Below are 23,386 nucleotides of genomic sequence, written 5' to 3'. Positions count from 1 at the left end.
GCAAAACTCGGTTCATAAGCGCCTTGAATGTGCGTGTGAACCGAGTGGTGGAGTTTTCAGGCAATGATGTCCGGCGTCAAACGGTCCTCGATCAGACGAATGATGTCCTTCAGGCGAAGTTTTTGCTTTTTCAGTCGCTTAATCGTCAACTGATCGGCTGTGCCGGTGGACTGCAGCGCCTCGATCGCTTCGTCCAGATCACGGTGTTGGCGGCGAAAAACCTCCAGTTCAACCCGCAAAACCTCATCTGTTTTCATCGAAAGATCTGTTGGCGCATTCATGAGCGACTCAGTGCCTTTTGTGGTGCTTGTGACACAAGATAGTGTGTCAGGGTTTATCCGGCCAGACCTTGTGGACATCACGGCATAAACCCATATTCTATTATACGCGGTTGCCGGAACGGGGCCGCATCACACGTCGCTTTGGCAATAAAGGACGAAAATACGTGTCAAAACTTACTCTTGGCTCATACCCGCATCTTTTGGGGTTCGAGCAGTTGGAACGTCTTCTGGAACGGTCTGCAAAGGCCGGTAACGAAGGCTACCCGCCTTATAATATTGAGCAGACCTCGGACTTTTCATACCGCATCACCCTGGCTGTGGCTGGGTTCGCGGAACAAGATTTGTCGATCACAATCGAGGATCGCCAGCTTGTGATCCGGGGGCGCCAACGCGACGACAGCGAGGGGCGCATTTTTCTGCATCGCGGCATCGCCGCGCGCCAGTTCCAGCGCATGTTCGTGCTGGCCGATGGTGTCGAGGTGGGCGAGGCGATCATGGAGAACGGTCTGCTGCATGTGGACCTGACCCGCGCCGTGCCTGAGACCGTGGTGCAAACGATCAACATAAAAAAGGGGTAAGAGCTATGAATACACCGATTGAATATAACGCCGAAGGCGACCGCATCGTTTATGTGAAAACCGTCGATGTTGCCGATCTGCCCCGCGATGTCCGGGATAAGGCAGGCGATCTGGATCAGTTGTACGCGGTTCACGATTCCGATGGCCAGCAGCTTGCGCTCGTGACAGATCGTAAGATGGCCTTTTTCCTGGCCCGTGAACACGATCTGTCACCGGTGGCCGTTCACTGAACGGCCCCGCCGGTTATTTTTCGGCGTGACAATCCCAACAACAAGCGCGACACATACGAACCGGCATGACATGCCCGGCTGATTTACTCTGCATCAGGGGATTTTGCGGATGAGCTGGTTCGATTTCGATTGGGTAGACGCCTTCAGTGATCGCGCCTTTGGCGGCAACGGCTGCGCCGTGGTTCACGGCGGGGCTGAATTGCCCGAAGATGTGTGCACTGCTTATGTGCGCGAAACCTCTCTGGTTGAATGCACGTTCACGGGACCATCTGATGTGGCCGAAATCCGGGTGCGCTATTTTCTGGCCAGCAAGGAAATCCCTTTTGCCGGACACCCCACAATTGCAACTGTAGTGGCGATGCGGTCCCGTGGTTTGGTTGAAGGCGATGCACTGACGTTGGAAACAGGCGCGGGGATCGTTTCGATTCGTTTGAACGGGGACGAGATCGAAATGACACAGGTCGCGCCGAAATTCGGCAATCCTGTTCCCGTCGATCTGGTTGCGGCCGCCATTAGCCTGCCCGAGGATGCGATAATCTCACCGCCGCAATTTGTGTCCACCGGGTTGCCGTTCTGCATTACGGTTCTGCGTGATCACGAGGCCTTGCGCGCCGCACAGTTGGATCTTGAGGCACTGCGCAAAGTGGCCGCGAAGGCCGGATTTTCTGGAACCGATATGGCGGAACCGTTCCTTGTGACGATGAAGGGCGCGACAAATGCGGGCGACACGTTCTCACGCCTGTTGATGGCGCCACCCAGCCCGCCCGAAGACCCGTTCACCGGATCGGCCACCGGTGCCATGGCGGCCTATCTGTGGAAATACGGGTTAATGCCCAAAGACAGTTTCATCGCAGAACAAGGCCATGACATGGGCCGCCCCGGTCAGGCTGTTGTCACACGCGTTGGCCCACCCGATGCGATGACCGGTATCAAAGTCGCAGGGCGCGGTCATGTGTTGATGCGGGGGCAGGTTGATCTGCCCGAGACAACACAATGACACGACCTGCCATTGCCATCCTGCCATATGGGCATCGGCTGGGGCCAAAACTGGCCAAGGTCCCGCTGTCCGAACTGATCTGGCCCGAAGGGTGCCCGGATCGCCTGACCGGCAAGACGGTGGGTGATCTGGAGCGCACCGATCACCTGATCATGTACCCGAACTCGACCGTGCATCTGCGCTTGCGTCGCGGCACCCGCGCGCGGATTTCATTGATGATGGGCGAGCCTTCGGCCATTCACGCCAAACATGATCGGATGCTGCGATATACATGGCGGCGATTCTTCCGGGTGCTGACCTTTCATGACGTGCTGCTACACAACATCCCGAATGCAGTGTTCCTGCCGTATGGCGTGACGATGGTGCCCGACTGGCAGGACCTGAAGGTTGAGAAAACCAAATCCTGCTCGCTGATTGCTTCGGCTAAGCGCGATCTTGTAGGGCATCAGTTGCGCCATTCGGTGATCGACTGGGTGCGTGAAACTGGTGCAGATGTTGATATCATGGGCCGGGGGTACACTCCGTTTGATCTCAAATCCGACGGGTTGGCGCCGTACCGCTATTCTGTGGTGATCGAGAACGTGCGTGAGAAGAATTACTTTTCGGAAAAGCTGACGGATGCGATCTTGTGCTCCTCGGTCCCGATCTATTGGGGTTGCCCGAATATCGGCGATTTCTTCGATACCTCTGGTATGATCCTGTGCGAGACCAAAGAGGATATTCAGCGCGCGATCCAATCCGCATCAATCAAGGACTTCGCCGCGCGCCTGCCGCATCTGCAGGCGATCCAGCAACACGCAGCAGAATATGGGGATTTTGAGGGAAGAGCCGTGCGCCTTTTGCGCGCTGAACTAGACGCGGGCCCGAACTAACCAGCGGGTGCCAGCCAGCCTTCTTGCAGAATTGGACGGGCCTCGGGGTCAATCCCGTGCCGATCGCATAGCCGCTGCAGATACGATCCGCGCACCGGCAAACCGCCCGTGTTCTGCGCCATCAGCCGTTTCTGATGACCATAGACGTGGACGGAATGAACCTTGTCGCCTTCAATCTGTGCGGTCGGGGTGAACGGGTTGTGCAATTTCCACAGATCATGCTTGGACAGAGGGTAAAACACCTCCGCTTGCATGGCATGGTTGTCCTCGTCGGTCTTGCGCAGGAAATGTGCAAAGGCTTTGGGGCCGGAACTGCCCCAGGGCAGGCTCTCGATCCCCCAGGTCTCTCCGTCCCGGATGCGTTGACGGTTGCGCCGGTGCAGCGGACCGCCCCGCCAGGGCTGGGTCGGGTTGGCTGTGGTCACAAAGTCCAGCATATGCGCCAGCGTTTGCGAGTCTGCTGGCAGGCGCAACACTCCGGTCAGGAAATTTCCGGTATGGGACTGTCCAAAGATATACGCTGATGGAAAGGCAATGGGCCTGACACAATAGGCGTCCAGATCCACCCAGACAAAATCGGTTTTCTGCATCAGCCGCAGACGAAAAATGTCGGAAAAAACCGCGACGCGCCGCCGGTCAGCGGCAGGCATATCAAATGGTGCAGGCCAGAGGATGTCACTGGCGGGCCGCAGCTCGGCCCGTGCGGGAACGCCTTCGATCTCGTGCCCGGCAAAAAGAATAAACCGGTGCCCTCGGTCCAGATAGGATTGGATGCACAGTGCCTCTAGCCAGCTTAGTTCTGATCCGAACCAGAAACTGGCTATGGTGGGCAGGTCAGAGGGCATAGGCGTGTTGCGTCCAAATCAGGTCAGGCAAATGCACCAATTGGCCAGCGCCTTGTCAATCGTGCCTACAAAAAAACGGCCCCCGAAAGTCGGAGGCCGCCTGAATGGAATTGCCTGCGCTTAAGACGCGGCGATCAAACCCATGCTTTCCAGCTTGAGCAGCACCTGATGGGCGCAGTTGTCGACATCGACATTTTCGGTCTCGACGCTCAGTTCGGGGTTGGCCGGTACATCGTAAGGGTCGGAAATACCGGTGAATTCCTTGATCTTGCCTTCGCGTGCCAGCTTGTACAGGCCCTTGCGGTCACGGCGTTCGCATTCTTCGATACTGGTGGCCACGTGGACCTCACAGAAGGCACCGAACTGTTCGATATCTTCCCGTACCGCGCGGCGGGTGGTGGCATAGGGCGCGATTGGCGCACAAATGGCGATGCCGCCATTCTTGGTGATCTCACTAGCCACATAACCAATACGACGGATGTTCAGGTCGCGGTGCTCTTTCGAGAAACCCAGTTCAGACGACAGATTCTTTCGAACGATATCACCATCCAGCAATGTGACCGGACGGCCACCCATTTCCATCAGTTTGACCATAAGCGCGTTGGCGATGGTGGATTTGCCCGAGCCCGAGAAACCGGTGAAGAACACGGTAAAGCCTTGTTCCGAGCGGGGCGGTGACGTGCGGCGCAGTTCGGTGACAACCTCAGGGAAGCTGAACCATTCGGGGATTTCCAGCCCTTCGCGCAAACGGCGGCGCAGCTCGGTGCCCGAGATGTTCAGGATCGTGACGTTGTCCTTGTCTGCGATCTCGTCATTCGGTTCGTACTGGGCGCGTTCCTGCACATAGACCATGTGTTTGAAGTCAACCATTTCGACGCCGATTTCATCCTGGAACTGGCGGAACAGGTCCTGCGCGTCATAGGGGCCGTAGAAATCTTCACCCGCCGAGTTCTTGCCCGGACCGGCGTGGTCTCGGCCAACGATGAAATGTGTGCAGCCATGGTTGGCGCGGATCAGGCCGTGCCAGACCGCCTCGCGCGGGCCAGCCATGCGCATCGCCAGGTTCAGCAGCGACATCGAGGTGGTCGATGCCGGGTACTTGTCCAGAACCGCCTCATAACAGCGGACGCGGGTGAAGTGATCGACGTCGCCCGGTTTGGTCATGCCAACGACAGGGTGGATTAGCAGGTTGGCCTGCGCCTCTTTCGCAGCGCGGAAGGTCAGTTCCTGGTGTGCGCGGTGCAGGGGGTTGCGGGTTTGGAACGCAACGATGCGGCGCCAGCCCAGCTTGCGGAAATAGGCGCGCAACTCGTTCGGCGTGTCCCGGCGGCCACGGAAATCATAGTGAACCGGCTGTTGAATGCCGACTACGGGGCCGCCCAGATAGACCTTGCCAGCCACGTTGTGCAGGTAGTTCACCGCCGGGTGCGCATCGTCATCGGCACCAAAGACCTTTTCGGCCTCGCGCGCTTTGTTCGGGGTCCAGCGGTCGGTCACGGTCATGGTGCCGAGAATGACACCTTCCTGATCGCGCAGGGCAATGTCCTGACCCAGTTCAATGGTCTCAGCGAAGTCTTCGCTGACGTCCAGCGTGATGGGCATCGGCCACAGGGTGCCGTCGGCCAGACGCATGTTTTCGACGACGTTGTCGTAGTCAGCTTCGCTCAGGAACCCTTTGAGAGGGTTGAACCCGCCATTCATCAGCAGTTCCAGATCGCAGATCTGACGCGGGCTCAGGTCCCAGCTGGTCAGGTCGGCAGCTTCCACTTTCAATTTCTGCGCCGACTCGTACGAAACGTACAGTTCAGAGATCGGAGCCAGGTTGCTTAACATCGTCATAGGAATACTCTTGTCGCAGTGCGGTTTTATCGGTGATTCAGGGGTGTTTATGGGGCATGTGCCCCGGCTGCTGGGCGAAGTCCATATACATTCACGAAATTAAGGACGATATGCGCGGTTTTTGTCCGGAATGGAAGGATTTTTCGCCTGACGCAGCTTTTCCCGACTTGTATCCCGCTGACACGCGCCTGTCGTGTGAATTCAGTACATCCGTTCCTAGGCGGCCTTGTCCGTCATAAGGTCCGCAGCACGCGTCACCGGCAGCGCGGAAACCGGTTGTGTCACGCCGCGCAGCTCAAACGATTGCAGTCCGGACAGATCGCCGTCATACCCAGCCGCCTGCAGTAATTCGGCCGAGACCAGTAGTTCCGCCCCAAGCGCCTTGGTCTGGCCTTCAAGACGACTGGCCACATTAACCGCGTCGCCGATGATGGTGCGCGCAGAACTGCCTGCAGCGCCGATTTCACCTAGTACCAGATCGCCCAGATGCAGACCCATTCCGATGCGTATCCGGGGGCTGCCTTCGGTTTGAAGCTGTTGATTGAAATACTCAAGCGCGCGGCTGACATCGGCGGCGGCCTTCAGCCCTGCACGGGCCGAGTCTTTGGCATTCGGGGTTTCGAACACGGCCAGCAAGCCGTCGCCCATGTATTTGTCGACCACCCCGCCATCTGCCGTAATTGCCGGGACGATGGCATCAAAGAAACGGTTCAGCAGGAATACGATGTCATAGGGCAACTGGCCCGTGGTCCGCGATGTGAACCCGCGCATATCGAGAAACAGAACCGCCAGCTTGCGTTCCTGCCCTTGGCTGGCATGGGCTCGTCCGCGCTTGCCATCAGAGCGGAACATCCGAAACGCAGTGAGGGGGGCGGTTGGCCGTATCTGACAGGCCAGCCTTGCGCCAATCGGGGCGCTGACAGCGGCAAGGCTGCGGGTTTCAACCTCATCCGGGGTGGGCAGTTGATCCGCGCCATCCTCAATGATCACGCGACAGGTGGTGCAACGCCCCTTGCCCCCGCAAAGGGCCGTGTGCGGAATGCCATTGGCCTGCGAAATCTCAAGCAGGGTCATGCCCTTTTCGGCCACGACCTCGGGGCCATCGACATACTTGACCCGGACCGAGTGTCTGCGGCGCCACAGTTTGCGGATTGCAAATACTGCCAGCGAGGCCCCCAAGGCGATCCAGAAGGCCATTAACGCATTGTCTTTGACACTGAACATGACCTGAAAGGCCTCGGGCGTGGGCCAGTTGTAATGTTCGATATATTGATCGCGCAGGAACGGATCGGCAAAATCCGCCCAGATGCGGCGCCCTTCGGTAAGCAACCCAGCCAGTGCAAAGCTGGGCACAAATACCGCCAGACCGATCAGGTAAGGCACCCATCTGGACCACCAGCGGGTCAGTCGCAGCCACATGTGCAGCCCAATGCAACTGTGGACCCAAACCACCAGCAACAGTAGGCTTTGCATCCAGATCGCCGAGTTGGGCCACATCAGAATGATGATGTATCCCATCTCGTCATTGACGTTATAGATTTCGTGGGCATAGCGCGTCTGCACGATATGCGAGATCAGTTGCAGCGGAATCAACAGCCCCAGAATGACCTGCAAGGCCGTGCTGAAGGGCATGCGTAGCGTTCGGCGTTGGCTAATGGAATAAAGTGCAAGGCCAAGGTGGACGAACAGTGCCAGATACAAGATCACGCTGCCCAGACTGTGCCGGGTAACTGCGTGGCGCCCATCCTGCATGCCGTGCAGGTAATCGGTATGGAACAGCCCCAACCCGATATTGATGAAATGAAAGAAGGCAAAGGCGAACAGGGTAAGACCGCTGATGATCCTAAGCCGGGTTGTCCACCCGCCTTGCCATAAAACGCTTTTCAATCAAGCCACCTGTATTCGCCGCGCGTGTTCCCGAGTCTGGTACGGCGACGCGAGTGGGTCAAGTTATGGTTACGTAAATGGCGGTGTCCACGGAGTTGCTTGGGTTTCAGCGAAAATAATTGTTGGCGCAAGAGTGAACAGCACAATATGGCTTAGCTCCGGTCGGGACCGAGAGCTGTAGATCAACCCGTCAGCACCCGTATCGCGGGCGTGATCAGAGAAGCGCCATGTCGGTGAAACGCCCCGTTCTTCGTGGATATCCTGCCAGATAATCGACGCATCGGACTGGCCCCTCAGATCGACCAGTCTTGCACCAGCAACTTGGCCTCTTTGCAATATCCGCGGCGGATCGTCAGGCGAGACATACCGCTGAATGGCGACCCCTGCGCCTTCGGCGCTGAGAGAGGCATAGAGAGCAATCTGCCCTGAATGATGAAAACGCCCCTCGGGCGCCCGGGCAGGGGCCAAAGGGGCGTCACTTTGGGAGAGAAACAGAATTCTCCAGACCGGGCCGGAGAACTCCAGCATTAGCCTAGTCCTGTTCCGCCAGGAACCGCTCGGCATCCAGCGCGGCCATACAGCCCATACCGGCGCTGGTGACGGCCTGACGATAGATGTGGTCGGTCAGATCGCCTGCCGCGAACACACCCGGCACCGAGGTTTCGGTCGAGCCCGGCTTGGTCACCACATACCCACCCATATGGGTTTCCAGCGAGTCCTTGACCAGCTCATTTGCTGGCGCGTGACCAATGGCGACAAAGACGCCTTTACAGGGAACTTCGGTGATCTCCCCGGTTTTGACGTTCTTGACGCGCACACCCTCGACGCCCAGTGGGGAATCGGTGCCGATCACTTCTTCCAACTCGTGGAACCACATCGGCTCGATCTTTTCGTGTTTCAGCAAACGATCCTGCAGAATTTTCTCGGCCCGCAGTTCGTCTCGGCGGTGAATCAGAGTAACCTTGCTGGCGAAATTGGTCAGGAACAGCGCTTCTTCCACGGCGGTGTTGCCGCCACCGATGACCACGATTTCCTGTCCGCGATAGAAAAAGCCGTCGCAAGTTGCACAGGCCGAAACACCAAAACCCTTGAACTTGTCTTCCGACGGCAGGCCCAGCCATTTAGCGCGCGCACCGGTGGCCAGAATGACCGCGTCCGCAGTATAAATATTGCCGCTGTCGCCTTTTGCGGTGAAGGGGCGTTTGCTGATGTCTAGATCACTGATGATATCGCCGATGACCTCACACCCCATCGCTTGGGCATGTTCTTGCATCTTGATCATCAGATCAGGGCCCTGAACTTCGGTGAAACCGGGGTAATTTTCGACGTCGGTTGTTGTTGTCAACTGACCGCCGGGCTCGATTCCCTGAACCAGGATCGGTTCAAGCATCGCGCGGCTTGCGTATACGCCCGCAGTGTAACCGGCCGGTCCCGATCCGATGATCAGAACCTTGGTGTGACGTGTCTCGCTCATGGTACCCCCAACTCGATCTGCCTGATTTGGGCGCGTGGCCCCTGGCGGATGGATATAGCGACCCCTGTGCCGCGCTTAAAGCCCCTTCCTGATTTACGCTTGTCAGACGCTAGGTAAATGACGGTTGAATAAGAACATTGAAAATAAACAATATTGCGCATTCACGAAAGATTATTGCGCATCTGCCGGGTGCTGATATAACAACCGAAAAATTCAGGAGTATTTGATGGTCGCGATACGGCTGGACGAGATTGACCGCAAGATTCTGGCGGAATTGCAGGCAGACGGTCGCATGACCAATGTCGAATTGGCAAAACGTGTGGGAATTTCTGCCCCGCCTTGCCTGCGGCGCGTACGCACCCTTGAAGAATCAGGTTTGATCCGCGGCTACCATGCCGATGTAAATTCACGCGAGCTGGGGTTTGAGGTTCAAGTCTTTGCCATGGTCGGTCTGGAAAGTCAGGCCGAAGCCGAGTTGACCGCATTCGAGGAACGCTGCCGCGAATGGCCTTTGGTTCGGGAATGCCACATGCTGAACGGCGAAGTTGATTTCATTCTGAAATGCGTTGCGCCTGACCTAAGCAGTTTTCAGCAGTTTCTTACCGGCAAGCTGCTGACCACGCCGAATGTGGCCAGCGTCAAGACTTCGCTTGTTATTCGCGGCGCAAAAGACGAACCAGGCGTGCCATTCGATGTTCTCGAGGAACGCATGGGCCGGACGGCCTGAATTCCAGATATTTCGGGTGTGATTTCACCGGTGGCAGGAACGCTGCCACCGACACATAAACCATCCAACTAAGTAACAACTGCATATTGCCCCCACATTGCAGAAATTGTATTGAACTAGGCTGATATCGCATCCACCTCGCCATCACCCGCGCGCGGCATGACCAATGGGCCGAAATCGTTCAGCGATTCGACATGCGCGAACAGGTTCAGGTAAACCGACCGCAAGGACCGGCTGACCCTGCGAATAGCGTTGATGCCAGGGTGATAGGATTCGAATTGCAGACCGTCGACCCGGATGACCGAGTGCCGTTTCAGACAGATATGAAACAGTTCAACCGGTGTCGGTGGCAGGGTCTCAATGACGCTCATGCCGTCCTGAAATTCGTTAACCGGTGTAAGAACCTGACCGTCACCGTGCAGGTGCCGCAAATGTGCGGGCGTGCCCAGCAACCGGGCAGCAGGGCCAGCGATCACGCCAGACATTGGTTTTTGCATTCCGAATGTGTCGGCCATGATCCGCGTTAACGGGCGCGTCCGGCCCCGCGAATCCACGCGGCCAGGAATAAGGGTGACCGACCCTTTCCACAGCACCGTTTCCGACACTCCATCTTGTGTCAGGACCGTATCGCCAGGCAGCAAGTCTTCGATCGCCATCGGGCCAAGTTCTGTTTCAACCAACGCCCCACGGGTAAAAGCGCAGAACGCGTCCTCGAACATCGGCAGGGCAGGTGCGATATGGCGGGTCTGGACCACATCGCCGTTTTTCATCAGCGTACTGACCTCATAGCGCCGCAGCTGCGCCTTGTGTTGTGTGGTCGGTCTTGGCGCCTCGCGCAGCAATGCTGAGGTTTCAACAGCATTTCTGGCGGCGCGTGATAAAGAATTTGGAATAGCCATTACAATTCCGTCCCCTCTGAAAACCGCGCAGGCAGGCAAGACCCCCGTACAGGCCAGCCTGATCGGTTATTTCCATGTCTTGGAAGAAAGCGGCGACACGCAAGGCGACAGAAACGCAGATCGCTTTTTGCGAAAGAAATTCCTACATTTTTGGTCAGCACAATGACCCCCCAGACAAACTCATACAAACGCAGGCGAAATTGCCAGCGCACACACGCCCCGGTATTGAGCCGCGCAAATATTGGCGGCAGGCCGCACACCGGATCGGAGCACCCTCCGCTGTGCGTCTTATTCCCCGGAACCGGCAGCTTGGTTCGCGGGTAAGTCATCATCAGCGTCGGGCCGCCAGGCGGCGCGCAACTCTGACCGAATTGCTGGAAACCCGTTTCCACGGCATCTCCAGTTTTTGCTCTCTGGTGGCCACAAGTACGGCGCTTAGAAAGCGTGATCTCGTCTTCATTTTTGTGTCCTGCTCGCTTGGGAACTGACGCCCCGTTTTCCTCTCACACCTAAGTCTGCCCGCTTATTACGGCGGCGATAAGGCTGATCCGGATTGAATTCAGGACAAATGAAGTTTCGCATTTCCTCTTTTCTGATCGCGTCGCGCTCTACTGGAGAATCGGCAGATAAACACTTGAGAGCGGACAATAATTATCAAATTGTCGAGACACGAATAGATAGGAAAATTGTGGCGAAAAAGCGGCGATTTCGCCGCAATTCGGGCCCAGTCTTAAAGTTTTATGGCGGAGATGAGGCGGCCGTAATCTGCCTCTTTCGCGTGGGTTGACCGGCGGTACGAGTAGAATCTGTCGGGGTCAGAATAGGTGCAATGGCGTGTCCATTCGGCCTGTCCGACCCCCGCCTGACGCAGCCTGTGAAGGCCAAAAGCAGGCAAGTCGAACTGCAGTCGGTCGCCCGTTCCATTCGCAAAAAACTGCAGGTTTTTCGGAGAATCCGCGACGAATTCATCCAGAAATTCCGGCCCGACCTCATATGCCGCCTGCGAGATCGAAGGGCCGATTACCGCCACGATGTTTTCCCGCTTGGCGCCAAGCGCCTCCATTGCGTCCAACGTTGCCTCAAGCACCCCATCCAAAGCGCCGCGCCATCCGGCATGCGCAGCTCCGATCACGTTCGCGTCAGAATCGGCAAATAGGACCGGCTGGCAGTCGGCGGTGAGAATCGTCAGGGCCAGATCAGGGGTTGCCGTGACCACCGCGTCGGCTTTTGGTTTGTCACCGTTGATCGGGGCGTCGACAGTCAGAACGGTGGGAGAGTGGACCTGATGAATGCCCACCAGGGCTTCGGGCGTGACGTCCATCGCCTGCGCCACGCGCTTGCGATTTACCGTGACCGCTTCGGTCTGATCGGAGGAGCCATAGCCGCAGTTGAGGCCCGAAAAAATACCCGATGACGCACCGCCGCGTCGGCTGAAAAAACCGTGGCGCACAGGGGCCAATAAATCAGAGGTCAGAATTTCCAAGGTCATGGCTCCAATCCCGGAGGTGGTGCGGAAGGGGTGGGGTAGAGGCCCAGCACTTTGAACAGGTTTCCCATTTCATCGGGGTGCGTCAACCGGCGATGTGCGGCAATTATCGCTTCAAGCTCAGACCCGCCGAGGGGCGCGGCAAGGGCTTGTGCGCGGGTGGCAATTCCCAAGCGCTCCAGAAATACACCCTGTGGTGTCAGGCGCGAATGGGCGCATCCAGCGGCGCGGGTCGCCAGTGCCAGTGGTTCGAAATCCACATGTGCCGTCAGATCAGCCTGACCGGGTTGGGCCAAAGGATCAGCGCGTTCATGTGCCTGCAGTGCCTGAAACGTGTCGCCGAGCGAATGCCAGTCGCCATAATCCACAATCAACCCCGCGCCGCCATGGGTGCCAATCCGCCCAGCAACCACGGTAATGATGGGAATGGCAGCGGTGCACAGTTCGACCAGGTCACCATCAGCAGTGTCGTTCAGCCGATCTTTGAGGGCGATCTGATCTGCATGTGGACCCAATCCCCAAGTTAACGCGGTGCCATCGCGGCCAATCAACCGCTCGCGCCAGCCATCGCGGTCGCGCAGGAACTGTCGTATTGGCAGGGCGTCGAAGAACTCGTTCGCGACCAGAAACAACGGCGCTTCGGGCAGGTCGGCGACCGAGTCGATCCAGCGCGGGATATGATCCTTCAAAGTCTGCGCTTGTACGTCACGTAGAGCAGGCGAGGCTTCAAGCAGCACGACCTCGGCGGCCTCATTGAAGCCCGGAACGCGGGACGAGGCGCGCAGCATGTCGGCCATCAACGTGCCACGCCCTGGTCCAAGCTCGGCCAGCACAAAATGCTCGGGGTGGCCCTGATCCATCCAGCTTTGAGCCAGGGACAGGCCAATCAATTCTCCGAACATCTGGCTGATCTCGGGGGCAGTGATGAAATCGCCCTGCGTGCCAAGAGGGTCACGGATGGTGTAATAGCCATGCGTCGGGTGCAGGAGGCATTCGGTCATGTAGTCGGCCACACTCATCGGGCCGTCCTGCGCAATACGCGCCAGCAGATGATCTTGCAGGCTCATGCCTTCGATCTTGCACGCAGGGCGAACCACAAGCCAAGGGCAATCATTGGTAGTGACAGCAATTGGCCCATCGTCAGACCATAGCCGCCCACGTGCCAAGCCAGACCCAGCGGATTCCCGGCCGAAATAAACTGCGCGTCGGGCTGCCGGAAGAATTCGACAATGAAACGCGAAGCACCGTAGCCTGCCAGAAAGACGCCCATAATCAGGCCCGGCTTGTGAAACGCGCCGCGTCGATAAGCGAGCCACAGCAGTGCAAGCCCGAGAAACAGACCCTCTAACACGGCTTCATACAGCTGTGATGGATGCCGCGCGCACATCCCGGCCACAACACCGGGGCAATCCTGCGCCGCCGCTTCGGGGAAGATCACCGCCCAAGGCAATTCGCTAGGGCGTCCCCACAACTCGGCGTTGGTGAAATTCGCCAACCGCCCGAGCAATAGCCCTGGCGGCACTGTATGGGCGATCAGGTCGGCCATGGACAGAACCGGGATTTGGTGGCGTCGCGCGTATAGGTAAGAGGCGATCACTACCCCCAACAGCCCGCCATGGAACGCCATGCCACCCTGCCAGACCTTGAGAATCTCCAGCGGGTTCGAAAGGTAATATGCGGGCTGATAGAACAGCACGAATCCCAGGCGCCCGCCCAGAATCACGCCGAGGATGATCCAGGTAATCAGATCCTCAAGCTGTTCGGGCTTCATCGGGGGCGTCTTGTCGGGCCACAGAGTCGGGCGCCGCAGCGCTGCAATGCCCATCCGCCAAGCAATAAGAATGCCAACGATATAAGCCAGCGCGTACCACCGCAGGGCGAACTCCATCCCAAACAATGAGATCGAGAACAACTCGGGCGACAGATCGGGGAAATTCAGAACAGCCTGCATGTGCGTCTCATTGCCCGGGGTTTGCAGGGCAAGTCAACCTTGAGCCCGGAGTAATCATTCCCCATATAGAGACCAACCGCGATTTCGGAGTAGAGCCATGCAAACCCGCAACAAGATCCTCGATGATGTTTCCCAACTGATGACCAACGCCATGGGCGTGGCCCAGGGCGCACGGGAAGAGGCTGAGAATGCGATGAAGTCGATGATCGACCGCTGGCTGGCCGACCGGGATTTCGTCACACGCGAAGAATTCGACGCCGTTCGCGCGATGGCCCAAAAAGCGCGTGAAGAAAACGCAGCGTTGGAGTCCCGCATAGCCGCGCTTGAGGCAAAGCTGGACAAGTAACACCCCAACAATCTGATTTTTGGCTAAAGCTATCCGCCGCGCAATCCGAACTTGGGTTGTGCGGTGTTGTGCATCATGCCGCCCTGCAGTGATTAATCAAGACAAAGCTACAATTCGTGCCAATATTTTGATCGCCGTTGCCGACTGTCCACAACTTATTGCTGTTATCCCCAATAAATAGGGTTGCCAGAACCCATCTCGCATCGCACCATATTTAGTACAGGCAGACGGGGTTGGCCCCGGCTTGTAGAGTAAGCAACTAGCATTGGGGCGCTGCCAGCCCCTAAAAGGCTAGAGATTAGTGAGGTGGCATTATGGCCCTTTCCGAGCAGTTTCTCGAAGAAGACCTTCATCCGATCGATATTGTTGAACATATTGCTGAACATCACGACTGGGACTTTGACCGGATCGGGGATGATCAGATTGCCATGGCCGTCGAAGGGCAGTGGCGCACATACTCGATCACGTTGGCCTGGTCGAACTATGACGAAACCCTGCGCATGGTGTGCTCGTTCGAGATGGAGCCACCAACGGATCGCGAAGCCAAGCTGTATGAACTGCTGAACAAGATGAATGATCAGTGCTGGGCCGGGGCGTTTACGTACTGGGCCAATCAAAAGCTGATGGTTTATCGCTATGGTCTGGTTCTGGCCGGTGGTCAGATGGCCAGCCCGGATCAGATCGACACGATGATCAGCGCCGCGGTGCTGAGCGCCGAGCGCTACTATCCGGCGATCCAGTTGGTCACATGGGGCAATCGGACCCCCGAAGAAGCGATACAAGTCGCCATTGCAGAGGCCTACGGCCGCGCGTAAAGCTTTGCCCCGAACCGAATGAGGAGAGGGGCAATCATGGACATGTCACGCGTTGCCGAACAGGGGCTGGTTCTTCTGGGGTGCGGCAAGATGGGATCGGCCATGCTCGCCGGATGGTTAGAGCATGGCCTTCCTGCGTCAGCGGTCTGGGTAATTGATCCTAACCCCTCGGACTGGCTTAAGGCGCAGGGCGTCAACATCAACACCCCGCTGCCCGAGGCCCCCGCCGTGGTACTAGTGGCCGTCAAGCCGCAGATGATGGGCGAGGCGCTGCCTGCGATCAAAGCGTTGGGCGGAGGTAACAGCCTGTTTGTCTCGATCGCAGCGGGGACATCGATTGCCACCTTCGAGGCCGTTCTGGGCAAAGACACCCCGATCGTGCGCGCCATGCCGAACACGCCAGCCGCAATCCGGCAGGGAATCACGGCGCTTATCGGCAATGCGAAGGCTTCGGACGCCGATGTGGCATTGGCTGAAAACCTGCTGTCTGCCATCGGCGAGACTGTTCGGCTGGAAGATGAGGCGCAGATGGACGCCGTCACCGGGCTCAGCGGTTCAGGCCCGGCCTATGTCTTTCACCTGATTGAAACGCTCGCCGCCGCTGGTCAGGCACAGGGCTTGCCATATGAGCTGGCGATGAAGCTGGCCAAATCCACTGTGGCCGGGGCAGGGGCATTGGCCATGGCGGCCGAAGAAGACCCATCGCAACTGCGCGTCAATGTCACATCGCCTAACGGCACAACCCAAGCCGCGCTTGAGGTGCTGATGCACGAGGAAGAAGGTTTCCCCGACCTGCTGCACCGTGCAGTCAAAGCTGCGACAGATCGATCTAAGGAGCTGTCCCGTGAGTGAGATTACATTCGACGAATTTCTCAAGGTCGACATCCGCGTGGGCGAGGTGATCCGGGCCGAACCTTACCCAGAGGCCCGTAAGCCTGCGATCAAGATGTGGATCGATTTTGGGGATGAGATTGGTGAGCGCAAAACTTCAGCTCAGGTCACCGCGCATTACGATCCTTCGACGCTGGTGGGCAAACAGGTGATGGCCGTCGTGAACTTCCCTCCGCGCCAGATCGGTCGGTTCATGTCTGAAGTTCTGGTACTAGGCTTGCCCGATGAAAACGGTGAAGTGGTCTTGATCGGCCCGGATGGCGAAGTTCCTATCGGCGGGCGGATGCACTGATGAAACTGCTAATTGCCCGCCCAATGACTGACTCCGTCGAGGCCCGCGCTCGCCGCGCGTTCGATGTGGAAATCCGTAGCAACACCTTGCCCATGACGTCCGAGGAAATGCTACGCGCACTAAGGAACTTCGATGTGGTCGTGCCCACATTGGGTGACCAGTTTTCGGCCCAGATTTTCGCGGATGCCCCCAACCCCCGCTGCAAGCTGTTGGCCAATTTCGGAGTCGGGTACAACCATATCGACGTAGACGCCGCGCGCACCGCCGGTGTCGCCGTCACCAACACGCCGGGCGCGGTCACCGATGCGACGGCCGATATTGCAATGACGCTTTTGCTGTCCACGGCCCGCCGCGCGGGCGAAGGCGAACGGCTGGTCCGCGCGGGCAACTGGCAAGGATGGCATCCAACGCAGATGCTGGGCCACCACGTTACCGGCAAGCGCGTCGGAATCGTTGGTATGGGCCGGATCGGTCAGGCCATTGCCCGGCGCTGTCATTTCGGGTTCGCGATGCAGGTGGCGTATCAGTCACGCAGCCCGAAGGAAGTAGAGTTTCCTGCTGAATATATCTCCGACCTGTCGTCTTTGGCGGCGTCGGTCGATTTCCTCGTGACTGCCGTACCTGGCGGGGCTGAAACCCGTCACCTGATCAACGCACAGGTGTTAGAGGCAATGAACCCATCAGGCATTCTGATTAACATCGCCCGCGGTGAGGTCATTGACGAGACCGCCCTGATCGCCGCCCTACAGTCCGGCCAGATCGCGGGCGCCGGGCTGGACGTGTATGAATTCGAGCCCGCCGTTCCGCAGGCGCTGCGTGATATGGATAACGTGACCCTGTTACCACATCTTGGCACAGCCACCGAGGAAGTGCGCAGCGACATGGGCCATATGGCACTGGACAACGTGGCGGCCTTTGTCGAGGGACGGCCGCTGCCAAATCCGGTCTAAGATCCGACCGCCTCGCGCCAGTGTTTGCGGCAGAGCGAGACATAGGTCTCGTTCCCGCCGATCTGCACCTGTGCACCTTCGGTGATGGTGTTGCCGTTCTCATCCTGACGAATCACCATTGTCGCCTTGCGCCCGCATTTGCAGATGGTGCGCACCTCACGCATTTCATCAGCCAGAGCTAACAGTGCTGCTGAGCCCGGAAACAGACGCCCCTGAAAATCCACTCGCAACCCATAAGCCAATACCGGCACGTTTAGGTCATCTACCGCACGGGCCAGTTGCCAGACCTGATCTTCCGTCAGGAATTGCGCCTCATCTATGAAAACGCAGGCGATATTGCCCTGATCCAGCCGCGCTCGGATCATGGCAAAGACGTCATCTTCGGTTGTGAACGTATCAGCGTCTGCGGAAATCCCGATCCGCGACGCAATTTTCCCGACACCAGCGCGCCCATCCAGGGCAGCGGTCATCAAATAGGTGTCCATGCCCCGCTCACGATAGTTATGCGAGGCTTGCAGCAACACGGTCGATTTACCCGCGTTCATGGTGGAATAATTGAAGTAGAGCTTTGCCATGCACCCGGGTCTAATTGGCAAGACCTGCCTGGGCAAGGCATCAAAACCCGTTAAGGAAGCGACGTCGCCGTTGTCATTGCAGGGACAGAGCGTACGCTCAAAGGGGATGGATCCCCCGCGCCTACAACAGCGACGCCGTCGGCCAACATGCGGCCTATACCAAACGAGGCTTAAATTGCGCCCCGCAATCACTCTTTACCGGCCGGAACGGCCGCCACTCACTCACAAAACCCCTGCATATCTGAGGGATAGCCAATTTATGACATTTCAACTATGAATCGAATATGGGAAATTTCCTGTCCCTTTCCCCCACAGTGGTAGATGTTGTGGAGGGCACAGGCAGCAAAGGTACAAACATGGCAGATATCGGGGCCTACCTGAAAAAGCACACAGAGGCGTTGGTCAAAGACGTCGGCATTGAATCCGCGTGTGAGATCACCGGGAAATCCAAGGCGACTCTGGGGCGGTATTATTCAGACAATGCCGAACACGCCGACCGGTTCATGCCCGTGGACGCCGTGGCCCGGCTTGAGGCTGTGTCAAACTACCCGCATGTGACCTCGGCGCTGGCCGATCTGAAAAACATCACGCTGTCGTATGACGGTCGCAACACCGAAAGCCCGCGCACCGGTGGGGTGAATTCGGACGTGATCGCGTTGAGCCAGCGGTTCGCCATGCTGATGACTGAATATCAGGCCGCCATCGAAGACGGCATCATCACCGTGAACGAGGCCAAACGCCTGCTGAAAGAAACCAGCCTGCTGCAACAGGTGCTGATCGAGATGAAGCTGCATCTGGAAGAGGAAAGCGTGAGCTAGGGCTGAACGCTGACCTTCCGATGTGAGCGCCCGTCGATACGATGTTCAAGCGTTTGGATTGCGTAACAAAGCTAACTTTGAACGAATTTGTCACATGGATGTTGAGACCCTTCGCGGTCAGACAAGGTGAAATTCAGTGCGCTCGTACTCACTCCAATCAGCGTAGGAGTGTAATTATAACGGATCAACGAAATGCCGGTATCGGGTGCCTTGGACGCCAGCATCGACGCCGCAGCGGTATCTAAAACGTCCCACTTAACCCTTTTTGTTCCGGAAAAAAGCAAAGAATGATCAGGAGGTTGCATCCCGTGTTTGTTCAACCACTCAAAAAATTGCGTCCCAAGCGTCCAGCAAACTTGTCGCGCTACCCGGTTAGTCGACCCTAGGGTCTTGACAATTATTAGTCTTCATTTTTGAAACGGGATCTCCACGCAGATCCCAGATGTTTCCATGGGTATCTGTAGGCGTGTTCTTTTTCGCGTATAAGTTGTTTTTTCTCACGCTGAAGCTCTTCATTTTCACGCTGAAGCTTTTCATTTTCATGCTGAAGTTTGTTGGTGCAACCCAGAGCGCTTTCATAAAGCGACGTCAATAAGTTTTCTTCGGCGCTTGTCATATCCAAGTCAATTTTGTCAGAAGAGGCTGCAAATCTATCTAATCCGATTCCCGCAATTTGAAGCTTGGTATTGTCTGTTCTGAGAGCGTGAGGATCAGTTATTTCCGTTTTAGGGTTAGAGTTTGTTAGAAATACTTCATCGCGCAAAACACACCGAAGATCATCGACAAGGGTTTGAGCTGCTTTGTTCTGGTTGCCGCGAATAATCTTTGCGAGGCGGGCCGCGCGTGGGTGTTTGTGTGAACTGTATTTTGGACTAAAGTCTGGTAAGAGATTATCGTCCAGTTCTGGACGGTAGGAAAAAGCTCTAAAATCTATTTTATATATATCGCAAGCCAATGACATAATCTCTTTGTCTGCAAAATACTTGCGGAGACGCATCATTTTCTCCGGCCCAGAAGACCTCCTTTTGTGAAGGTGCCCAGGAATACCCAGATGGGATTTGCCAATTGATTGCAGAAAGTTGGAGAAGTCATCAGCCAGATTTTCAAGCCTGCAAATATAATTGGGCACAATAAATGGAAATACAAGATTGGCGTGTTGTGGTCGCCAATGTGGGTTTAGCTCGTGTGGAAAAGGATCTGACGCTATTGATTCAAGAAAGGTCGGAAACGAAATTTCGGCCTCGTGATCTAGCCCATAGCGCCTACAGAATCCCATCCTGACGTTATTGGTTTTATTTGGGTTTAAGATCTTGTTTTCGTAACCTGAAACTAGTCGATCTAGAGGGTGCCGTACTACGGAAAAGACCGTTGCGTCTTCGATCCAATCAACCTTTTTTAAAGAGTGTACAAAGGATACATTTTCTTCATTGTGATAGTCTTTTTTAAGTTCTTTTATTCGCCCGCCCGATGCGGTTTCTAGCCATTCTTTTACGGTGGTGCAGCCCGATTTTGCATTATTCAGATAAACAAGATTTAGATTCTTTGATGCACGAACATTTTCAAAGGCTTTTGAGATCGTTCTTTCTAGAATCATGTAGCTGCTCGCATTCATACCAGCCTTGTAGGCGATGTGTTCCAGGATGGAAAATCGACGATGCATAGATGATCTAACCAGGTTGAAGCGTCAAGGGCAATCAGCGCAACATAGAGGGCTTCTAGGTGCGAGTATAATAACTGCCGCCGCCGCGCCTTACCGTTACCACCGCAGCGCCGGGCTATTCAGCTTTGAGCTCAAAGCAGGTGGTTGAACACTCTCTGCGCAAGTTCTGGATACAGGCCGTTACCCGCGCCGCTTCACGATCACCGACCCCACCGAATACCCCGCGCCGAAGGAACAGACCAGGCCGACATCTCCGTCTGTCAGGTCATCAGAGTACTTGGAAAACGCGATGATCGATCCGGCTGAGGACGTGTTGGCATAGTCCTGCAGAATATTGGGTTGCTCACCGGCTTCCGGTTCTCGGCCCAGAACCTTTTTGCCGATGAAATCATTCATCGTCTTGTTGGCCTGATGCAGCCACAAGCGTTTCAGGTCCCCGCTGCCAACCCCTTCGGATTGCATGTGATCCGAGATGTGCTTGCTGACCATCGGCAGCACTTCCTTGAACACTTTGCGACCGTTCTGCATGAATTGCATGTCTCGCCGGTCGATCACACCATCGGGGCGCGAACGGCGCAGGAAACCGTTATTGTTGCGGATGTTATTCGAGAAGGACGTGGCGCAGCGGGTCGAGAGAATTTCGAAATGCGGGCCCGCCGCGTTTTCGATCCGCTCGATCAGAGTGGCCGTGGCCACGTCCCCGAAGATAAAATGGCAATCCCTGTCGCGCCATTCCAGGTGACCCGAACAGATCTCGGGGTTGACCACCAACGCGGACCGGACCGAACCCGAGCGGACCATGTCTGCTGCAGCCTGAATGCCGAACGTGGCCGAGGAACAGGCGACATTCATGTCGAAGCCAAAGCCGTCGATGCCCAATGCCTGCTGAATCTCGATTGCGATCGCGGGGTAAGCACGTTCATGGTTTGACGCGGCGCAGATCACCAGATCGACATCCTCGGCACTGCGGCCCGCCTGATCCAGTGCTTTTTTGCAGGCGTCCACGGCCATCTCGGTCATAATGCCGGGTTCGTCATCGCCGCGTTGGCGAAGCAGGGGATGCATCACGTCTGGGTCCAGCACGCCGGATTTATCCATCACATATCGGTTCTCGATACCCGATGCCTTAAGGATGAATTCTTCGGACGAATGCTGTATCGGTTCAATCTCACCCGCTGCAATCGCGTCGGCATTCTTGGCGTTTTGCGTGTCGGCATAGGCGTTGAAGGCGGCGACAAGCTCGGCGTTGGTGATGACGTTCTCGGGCGTGAAAACACCGGTGCCGGTGATTGCGGGCGTATACATGGCGGGTCCTGAATGTTTCGAATCCGCTTAAAATGCAGTCGCTGCGGGTTTTGATCAAGAGAAGGTGACCCAAGGGAATGCAGCGAAACCAGTCAAATTACTGCTTCACAACTTGAATGGTTCATAATCTGAAGTATATGACGCCACGGACATACGGAGCTCCCAATGCCAGACAACATAAGCGACAGGCTTGGCCGCCTAAGCCCTGAAATCCAGTCAATCATGGGTGTGTATGCCCTGTACTGGAAGCTGGAAGAGGCGTTCGATTGCATTGAAACGGAACTTAGCCATCCGGAATGCCACATGTTGATCAAACTGGATCAACCCAAGCGTATGGGCGTTCTGGCGGCCGACATGCTGAGTGTCCCTTCGACCATAACCGCCACGGCGGACGGTTTGGAAAAAGCTGGCTATCTGACGCGTGAACGTGACCCCGAAGACCGCCGTGCCTGGTTGCTGGTTCTGACTGAGCAGGGCGAAGAGGCCCGGAATATGCTGGTGTCCGAAGCCGGTGACCTTTTCCACCGCGCATCCGGATTGGATGCAAAAGAAACTGCCGAATTCGCGCGATTGGCGCGCAAAATCCGAGATAACATCCTGAAAACAGGAATTCCCGAGGGATTGACGAAATGAAACTCCTCTCTGTTCTGAGTGCGACCCTGATCGCGCTGACGACACCGGTTCTGGCTCAAGAAACCGCCAAGCCGGTCAAGCTGATGCAGGTGCGCGAAACCGCACCGGGCTTTTCACGCCAGTTCTTTGGGCGCGTGGCCGCCCGACAAACCGTTGATCTGGCCTTTCAGGTCTCGGGTCAGATTGTTGAGATGCCGGTGACCGAAGGTTTTGTGATCCCCAAGGGTGAGTTGATCGCGCAGCTGGATCAAGCACCTTTCCAGCGCCGGTACGACCGCGCGGTCCTGCAAAAGGATCAGGCGGACCGAACCGTGGCTCGCTTGTCTCGATTGCGGGGTACCACCGCCAGCCAAGTGGCCGTGGACGATGCGGAGACAGAGGCGCAACTGGCTGATATCGCCGTGCGGGATGCGGAATACGATCTTGAACATGCGACTCTGACCGCGCCATTCGACGCGCTAGTGTCCAGCCGGGCGGTTGAAGCCTTTACCACCGTGTCAGCTGGCGCCCCCATCGTGCGCATTCACGACATGTCGGAATTGCGGATCGAAGTCGATGTGCCCGAGATTCTATTTCAGCGTTCGGGTCAGGAAGAAAGCTATGCGATCACTGCGAAATTCCCGACCAGTGACGAGGTATTCCCCCTTCAGATTCGTGAGTTTGATGCCGAAAGCTCAACCGTGGGGCAGACCTTCCGCATTCAGTTCGGCCTGACCCCGCCGGAGGGTTTGCAAATCCTGCCGGGCTCGTCCGTGACCGTGACTGTTCAGGTAGAGGATGGCCGGATCGGTATCGTCATTCCGGCCGCGGCCATCGTTGCAGGCGCTGATGGAGCGCTGGGCGTCATGGTGTTTTCGCCAGTTGGCGCCGACGAAGGCGCCGTTCAATACGTACCTGTCACCATCGAACCCACCCAGACCGGCGAGGTCCGAGTGCTGACCGGTCTGTCGGACGGTGACGAAATCGTTGTCGCTGGCGGCAGTGCGCTGACCGACGGTCAGGCCGTACGCCGCTTTGCTGGCTTTGCGAACTGAG

The 23,386-nt window shown here is 56.8% G+C and carries 27 protein-coding genes; 14 read left to right on the top strand and 13 right to left on the bottom strand.

Annotated elements, in window-relative coordinates:
- Positions 1 to 56: 56 nt before the first annotated feature.
- A complete protein-coding gene (locus tag ACR0M2_RS04780) occupies positions 57 to 281 on the bottom strand; it encodes a YdcH family protein (RefSeq protein WP_058280035.1) in 225 nt (74 codons plus the stop codon).
- 164 nt (positions 282 to 445) lie between these two features.
- Here ACR0M2_RS04780 and ACR0M2_RS04775 point away from each other — a divergent pair, with 164 nt between their 5' ends.
- The 4 genes from ACR0M2_RS04775 (at position 446) to ACR0M2_RS04760 (ending at position 2,958) form a co-directional block, all read left to right on the top strand.
- Positions 446 to 859, top strand: a complete 414-nt coding sequence (locus tag ACR0M2_RS04775; protein WP_170347844.1) for an Hsp20 family protein — start codon at positions 446 to 448, stop codon at positions 857 to 859.
- A gap of 5 nt (positions 860 to 864) precedes the next feature.
- Positions 865 to 1,089, top strand: coding sequence for a DUF1150 family protein (locus ACR0M2_RS04770; protein ID WP_170347845.1), 225 nt, complete (start codon positions 865 to 867; stop codon positions 1,087 to 1,089).
- A 109-nt stretch (positions 1,090 to 1,198) separates the two neighbouring features.
- Positions 1,199 to 2,086, top strand: coding sequence for a PhzF family phenazine biosynthesis protein (locus ACR0M2_RS04765; protein ID WP_170347846.1), 888 nt, complete (start codon positions 1,199 to 1,201; stop codon positions 2,084 to 2,086).
- Positions 2,083 to 2,958, top strand: coding sequence for a hypothetical protein (locus ACR0M2_RS04760; RefSeq protein WP_480704156.1), 876 nt, complete (start codon positions 2,083 to 2,085; stop codon positions 2,956 to 2,958). Before ACR0M2_RS04765 ends, ACR0M2_RS04760 begins: the two co-directional genes overlap by 4 nt.
- Here ACR0M2_RS04760 and ACR0M2_RS04755 read toward each other — a convergent pair.
- The 5 genes from ACR0M2_RS04755 to trxB form a co-directional block, all read right to left on the bottom strand.
- A complete protein-coding gene (locus ACR0M2_RS04755; protein ID WP_480704155.1) occupies positions 2,955 to 3,803 on the bottom strand; it encodes a hypothetical protein in 849 nt (282 codons plus the stop codon). The genes ACR0M2_RS04760 and ACR0M2_RS04755 overlap by 4 nt on opposite strands.
- Positions 3,804 to 3,923: 120 nt before the next feature.
- Positions 3,924 to 5,642, bottom strand: coding sequence for a bifunctional sulfate adenylyltransferase/adenylylsulfate kinase (locus ACR0M2_RS04750; RefSeq protein ID WP_170347849.1), 1,719 nt, complete (start codon positions 5,640 to 5,642; stop codon positions 3,924 to 3,926).
- A gap of 216 nt (positions 5,643 to 5,858) precedes the next feature.
- A complete protein-coding gene (locus ACR0M2_RS04745) occupies positions 5,859 to 7,529 on the bottom strand; it encodes an adenylate/guanylate cyclase domain-containing protein (RefSeq protein ID WP_480704154.1) in 1,671 nt (556 codons plus the stop codon).
- 69 nt (positions 7,530 to 7,598) lie between these two features.
- Positions 7,599 to 8,057, bottom strand: coding sequence for an RES family NAD+ phosphorylase (locus tag ACR0M2_RS04740; protein ID WP_480704153.1), 459 nt, complete (start codon positions 8,055 to 8,057; stop codon positions 7,599 to 7,601).
- 4 nt (positions 8,058 to 8,061) lie between these two features.
- On the bottom strand, positions 8,062 to 9,003 hold the full coding sequence (gene trxB, locus ACR0M2_RS04735) for a thioredoxin-disulfide reductase (protein WP_170547954.1): 942 nt from the start codon (positions 9,001 to 9,003) through the stop codon (positions 8,062 to 8,064).
- 226 nt (positions 9,004 to 9,229) lie between these two features.
- Between trxB and ACR0M2_RS04730 the strand changes: the two genes are divergently transcribed.
- Entirely contained in the window at positions 9,230 to 9,730 is a 501-nt protein-coding gene (locus tag ACR0M2_RS04730; RefSeq protein ID WP_170360517.1) for an Lrp/AsnC family transcriptional regulator, read from the top strand.
- Positions 9,731 to 9,846: 116 nt separating this feature from the next.
- Here ACR0M2_RS04730 and ACR0M2_RS04725 read toward each other — a convergent pair whose 3' ends face one another.
- Positions 9,847 to 10,629 carry a Hint domain-containing protein gene (locus ACR0M2_RS04725; protein WP_170360515.1) on the bottom strand — a complete coding sequence of 261 codons (783 nt, stop codon included), beginning with the start codon at positions 10,627 to 10,629 and terminating at the stop codon, positions 9,847 to 9,849.
- Positions 10,630 to 10,703: 74 nt separating this feature from the next.
- On the opposite strand from ACR0M2_RS04725, the gene ACR0M2_RS04720 reads away from it, so the two are divergent.
- On the top strand, positions 10,704 to 11,117 hold the full coding sequence (locus ACR0M2_RS04720) for a hypothetical protein (protein ID WP_480704152.1): 414 nt from the start codon (positions 10,704 to 10,706) through the stop codon (positions 11,115 to 11,117).
- Positions 11,118 to 11,359: 242 nt separating this feature from the next.
- Here the strand turns inward: ACR0M2_RS04720 and pgeF are convergent, their stop codons facing one another.
- The 3 genes from pgeF to lgt are packed head-to-tail and all read right to left on the bottom strand — an operon-like array spanning position 11,360 to position 14,066.
- Positions 11,360 to 12,118 carry a peptidoglycan editing factor PgeF gene (gene pgeF / locus ACR0M2_RS04715; RefSeq protein ID WP_226688770.1) on the bottom strand — a complete coding sequence of 253 codons (759 nt, stop codon included), beginning with the start codon at positions 12,116 to 12,118 and terminating at the stop codon, positions 11,360 to 11,362.
- A complete protein-coding gene (locus ACR0M2_RS04710) occupies positions 12,115 to 13,182 on the bottom strand; it encodes a class I SAM-dependent methyltransferase (RefSeq protein WP_480704151.1) in 1,068 nt (355 codons plus the stop codon). Before ACR0M2_RS04710 ends, pgeF begins: the two co-directional genes overlap by 4 nt.
- On the bottom strand, positions 13,179 to 14,066 hold the full coding sequence (lgt, locus tag ACR0M2_RS04705) for a prolipoprotein diacylglyceryl transferase (protein ID WP_480704150.1): 888 nt from the start codon (positions 14,064 to 14,066) through the stop codon (positions 13,179 to 13,181). The genes ACR0M2_RS04710 and lgt overlap by 4 nt, the downstream gene beginning before the upstream one ends.
- A gap of 97 nt (positions 14,067 to 14,163) precedes the next feature.
- On the opposite strand from lgt, the gene ACR0M2_RS04700 reads away from it, so the two are divergent.
- From ACR0M2_RS04700 to ACR0M2_RS04680, 5 genes are all read left to right on the top strand, one after another.
- Positions 14,164 to 14,412, top strand: coding sequence for an accessory factor UbiK family protein (locus tag ACR0M2_RS04700; RefSeq protein WP_037308471.1), 249 nt, complete (start codon positions 14,164 to 14,166; stop codon positions 14,410 to 14,412).
- Positions 14,413 to 14,726: 314 nt separating this feature from the next.
- The gene (locus ACR0M2_RS04695; protein ID WP_170347858.1) at positions 14,727 to 15,227 is read left to right on the top strand and encodes a type III secretion system chaperone family protein; all 501 of its coding nucleotides are present in this window, start codon (positions 14,727 to 14,729) and stop codon (positions 15,225 to 15,227) included.
- 36 nt (positions 15,228 to 15,263) lie between these two features.
- On the top strand, positions 15,264 to 16,079 hold the full coding sequence (gene proC / locus ACR0M2_RS04690; RefSeq protein ID WP_480704149.1) for a pyrroline-5-carboxylate reductase: 816 nt from the start codon (positions 15,264 to 15,266) through the stop codon (positions 16,077 to 16,079).
- A complete protein-coding gene (locus ACR0M2_RS04685; RefSeq protein ID WP_170395442.1) occupies positions 16,072 to 16,410 on the top strand; it encodes a tRNA-binding protein in 339 nt (112 codons plus the stop codon). Before proC ends, ACR0M2_RS04685 begins: the two co-directional genes overlap by 8 nt.
- Positions 16,410 to 17,360, top strand: coding sequence for a 2-hydroxyacid dehydrogenase (locus tag ACR0M2_RS04680; RefSeq protein ID WP_480704148.1), 951 nt, complete (start codon positions 16,410 to 16,412; stop codon positions 17,358 to 17,360). Before ACR0M2_RS04685 ends, ACR0M2_RS04680 begins: the two co-directional genes overlap by 1 nt.
- On the opposite strand, the gene ACR0M2_RS04675 is transcribed toward ACR0M2_RS04680, so the two are convergent.
- Complete coding sequence (locus ACR0M2_RS04675) at positions 17,357 to 17,935, bottom strand: thymidine kinase (RefSeq protein ID WP_170360506.1); 579 nt, start codon at positions 17,933 to 17,935, stop codon at positions 17,357 to 17,359. The genes ACR0M2_RS04680 and ACR0M2_RS04675 overlap by 4 nt on opposite strands.
- Positions 17,936 to 18,291: 356 nt before the next feature.
- Here ACR0M2_RS04675 and ACR0M2_RS04670 point away from each other — a divergent pair, with 356 nt between their 5' ends.
- Positions 18,292 to 18,753 carry a hypothetical protein gene (locus ACR0M2_RS04670; protein ID WP_170347863.1) on the top strand — a complete coding sequence of 154 codons (462 nt, stop codon included), beginning with the start codon at positions 18,292 to 18,294 and terminating at the stop codon, positions 18,751 to 18,753.
- A gap of 400 nt (positions 18,754 to 19,153) precedes the next feature.
- Here ACR0M2_RS04670 and ACR0M2_RS04665 read toward each other — a convergent pair whose 3' ends face one another.
- The gene (locus tag ACR0M2_RS04665; protein WP_480704147.1) at positions 19,154 to 20,413 is read right to left on the bottom strand and encodes a sulfotransferase family 2 domain-containing protein; all 1,260 of its coding nucleotides are present in this window, start codon (positions 20,411 to 20,413) and stop codon (positions 19,154 to 19,156) included.
- Between the two features lie 180 nt (positions 20,414 to 20,593).
- The gene (locus ACR0M2_RS04660; RefSeq protein WP_480704146.1) at positions 20,594 to 21,718 is read right to left on the bottom strand and encodes a beta-ketoacyl-ACP synthase III; all 1,125 of its coding nucleotides are present in this window, start codon (positions 21,716 to 21,718) and stop codon (positions 20,594 to 20,596) included.
- A gap of 165 nt (positions 21,719 to 21,883) precedes the next feature.
- On the opposite strand from ACR0M2_RS04660, the gene ACR0M2_RS04655 reads away from it, so the two are divergent.
- Positions 21,884 to 22,351 carry a MarR family winged helix-turn-helix transcriptional regulator gene (locus tag ACR0M2_RS04655; RefSeq protein ID WP_170347866.1) on the top strand — a complete coding sequence of 156 codons (468 nt, stop codon included), beginning with the start codon at positions 21,884 to 21,886 and terminating at the stop codon, positions 22,349 to 22,351.
- Positions 22,348 to 23,385 carry an efflux RND transporter periplasmic adaptor subunit gene (locus tag ACR0M2_RS04650; protein ID WP_480704145.1) on the top strand — a complete coding sequence of 346 codons (1,038 nt, stop codon included), beginning with the start codon at positions 22,348 to 22,350 and terminating at the stop codon, positions 23,383 to 23,385. Before ACR0M2_RS04655 ends, ACR0M2_RS04650 begins: the two co-directional genes overlap by 4 nt.
- The last annotated feature ends 1 nt before the right edge of the window (position 23,386 follow it).

This window comes from Ruegeria sp. BE10 (genome assembly GCF_056538905.1).
This window is presented reverse-complemented; position numbering and strand designations above follow the sequence as displayed.

Coding starts and splice junctions, on each gene's coding strand:
- ACR0M2_RS04670 (WP_170347863.1), top strand. CDS start 18,292: ATGGCAGATATCGGGGCCTACCTGAAAAAGCACACAGAGGCGTTGGTC.
- pgeF (WP_226688770.1), bottom strand. CDS start 12,118: ATGACCTTGGAAATTCTGACCTCTGATTTATTGGCCCCTGTGCGCCAC.
- proC (WP_480704149.1), top strand. CDS start 15,264: ATGGACATGTCACGCGTTGCCGAACAGGGGCTGGTTCTTCTGGGGTGC.
- ACR0M2_RS04665 (WP_480704147.1), bottom strand. CDS start 20,413: ATGCATCGTCGATTTTCCATCCTGGAACACATCGCCTACAAGGCTGGT.
- ACR0M2_RS04655 (WP_170347866.1), top strand. CDS start 21,884: ATGCCAGACAACATAAGCGACAGGCTTGGCCGCCTAAGCCCTGAAATC.
- ACR0M2_RS04750 (WP_170347849.1), bottom strand. CDS start 5,642: ATGACGATGTTAAGCAACCTGGCTCCGATCTCTGAACTGTACGTTTCG.
- ACR0M2_RS04710 (WP_480704151.1), bottom strand. CDS start 13,182: ATGAGCCTGCAAGATCATCTGCTGGCGCGTATTGCGCAGGACGGCCCG.
- ACR0M2_RS04780 (WP_058280035.1), bottom strand. CDS start 281: ATGAATGCGCCAACAGATCTTTCGATGAAAACAGATGAGGTTTTGCGG.
- ACR0M2_RS04755 (WP_480704155.1), bottom strand. CDS start 3,803: ATGCCCTCTGACCTGCCCACCATAGCCAGTTTCTGGTTCGGATCAGAA.
- trxB (WP_170547954.1), bottom strand. CDS start 9,003: ATGAGCGAGACACGTCACACCAAGGTTCTGATCATCGGATCGGGACCG.
- ACR0M2_RS04725 (WP_170360515.1), bottom strand. CDS start 10,629: ATGGCTATTCCAAATTCTTTATCACGCGCCGCCAGAAATGCTGTTGAA.
- ACR0M2_RS04770 (WP_170347845.1), top strand. CDS start 865: ATGAATACACCGATTGAATATAACGCCGAAGGCGACCGCATCGTTTAT.
- ACR0M2_RS04730 (WP_170360517.1), top strand. CDS start 9,230: ATGGTCGCGATACGGCTGGACGAGATTGACCGCAAGATTCTGGCGGAA.
- ACR0M2_RS04680 (WP_480704148.1), top strand. CDS start 16,410: ATGAAACTGCTAATTGCCCGCCCAATGACTGACTCCGTCGAGGCCCGC.
- ACR0M2_RS04720 (WP_480704152.1), top strand. CDS start 10,704: ATGTCTTGGAAGAAAGCGGCGACACGCAAGGCGACAGAAACGCAGATC.
- ACR0M2_RS04675 (WP_170360506.1), bottom strand. CDS start 17,935: ATGGCAAAGCTCTACTTCAATTATTCCACCATGAACGCGGGTAAATCG.
- ACR0M2_RS04700 (WP_037308471.1), top strand. CDS start 14,164: ATGCAAACCCGCAACAAGATCCTCGATGATGTTTCCCAACTGATGACC.
- ACR0M2_RS04660 (WP_480704146.1), bottom strand. CDS start 21,718: ATGTATACGCCCGCAATCACCGGCACCGGTGTTTTCACGCCCGAGAAC.
- ACR0M2_RS04760 (WP_480704156.1), top strand. CDS start 2,083: ATGACACGACCTGCCATTGCCATCCTGCCATATGGGCATCGGCTGGGG.
- ACR0M2_RS04695 (WP_170347858.1), top strand. CDS start 14,727: ATGGCCCTTTCCGAGCAGTTTCTCGAAGAAGACCTTCATCCGATCGAT.
- ACR0M2_RS04765 (WP_170347846.1), top strand. CDS start 1,199: ATGAGCTGGTTCGATTTCGATTGGGTAGACGCCTTCAGTGATCGCGCC.
- ACR0M2_RS04650 (WP_480704145.1), top strand. CDS start 22,348: ATGAAACTCCTCTCTGTTCTGAGTGCGACCCTGATCGCGCTGACGACA.
- ACR0M2_RS04740 (WP_480704153.1), bottom strand. CDS start 8,057: ATGCTGGAGTTCTCCGGCCCGGTCTGGAGAATTCTGTTTCTCTCCCAA.
- lgt (WP_480704150.1), bottom strand. CDS start 14,066: ATGCAGGCTGTTCTGAATTTCCCCGATCTGTCGCCCGAGTTGTTCTCG.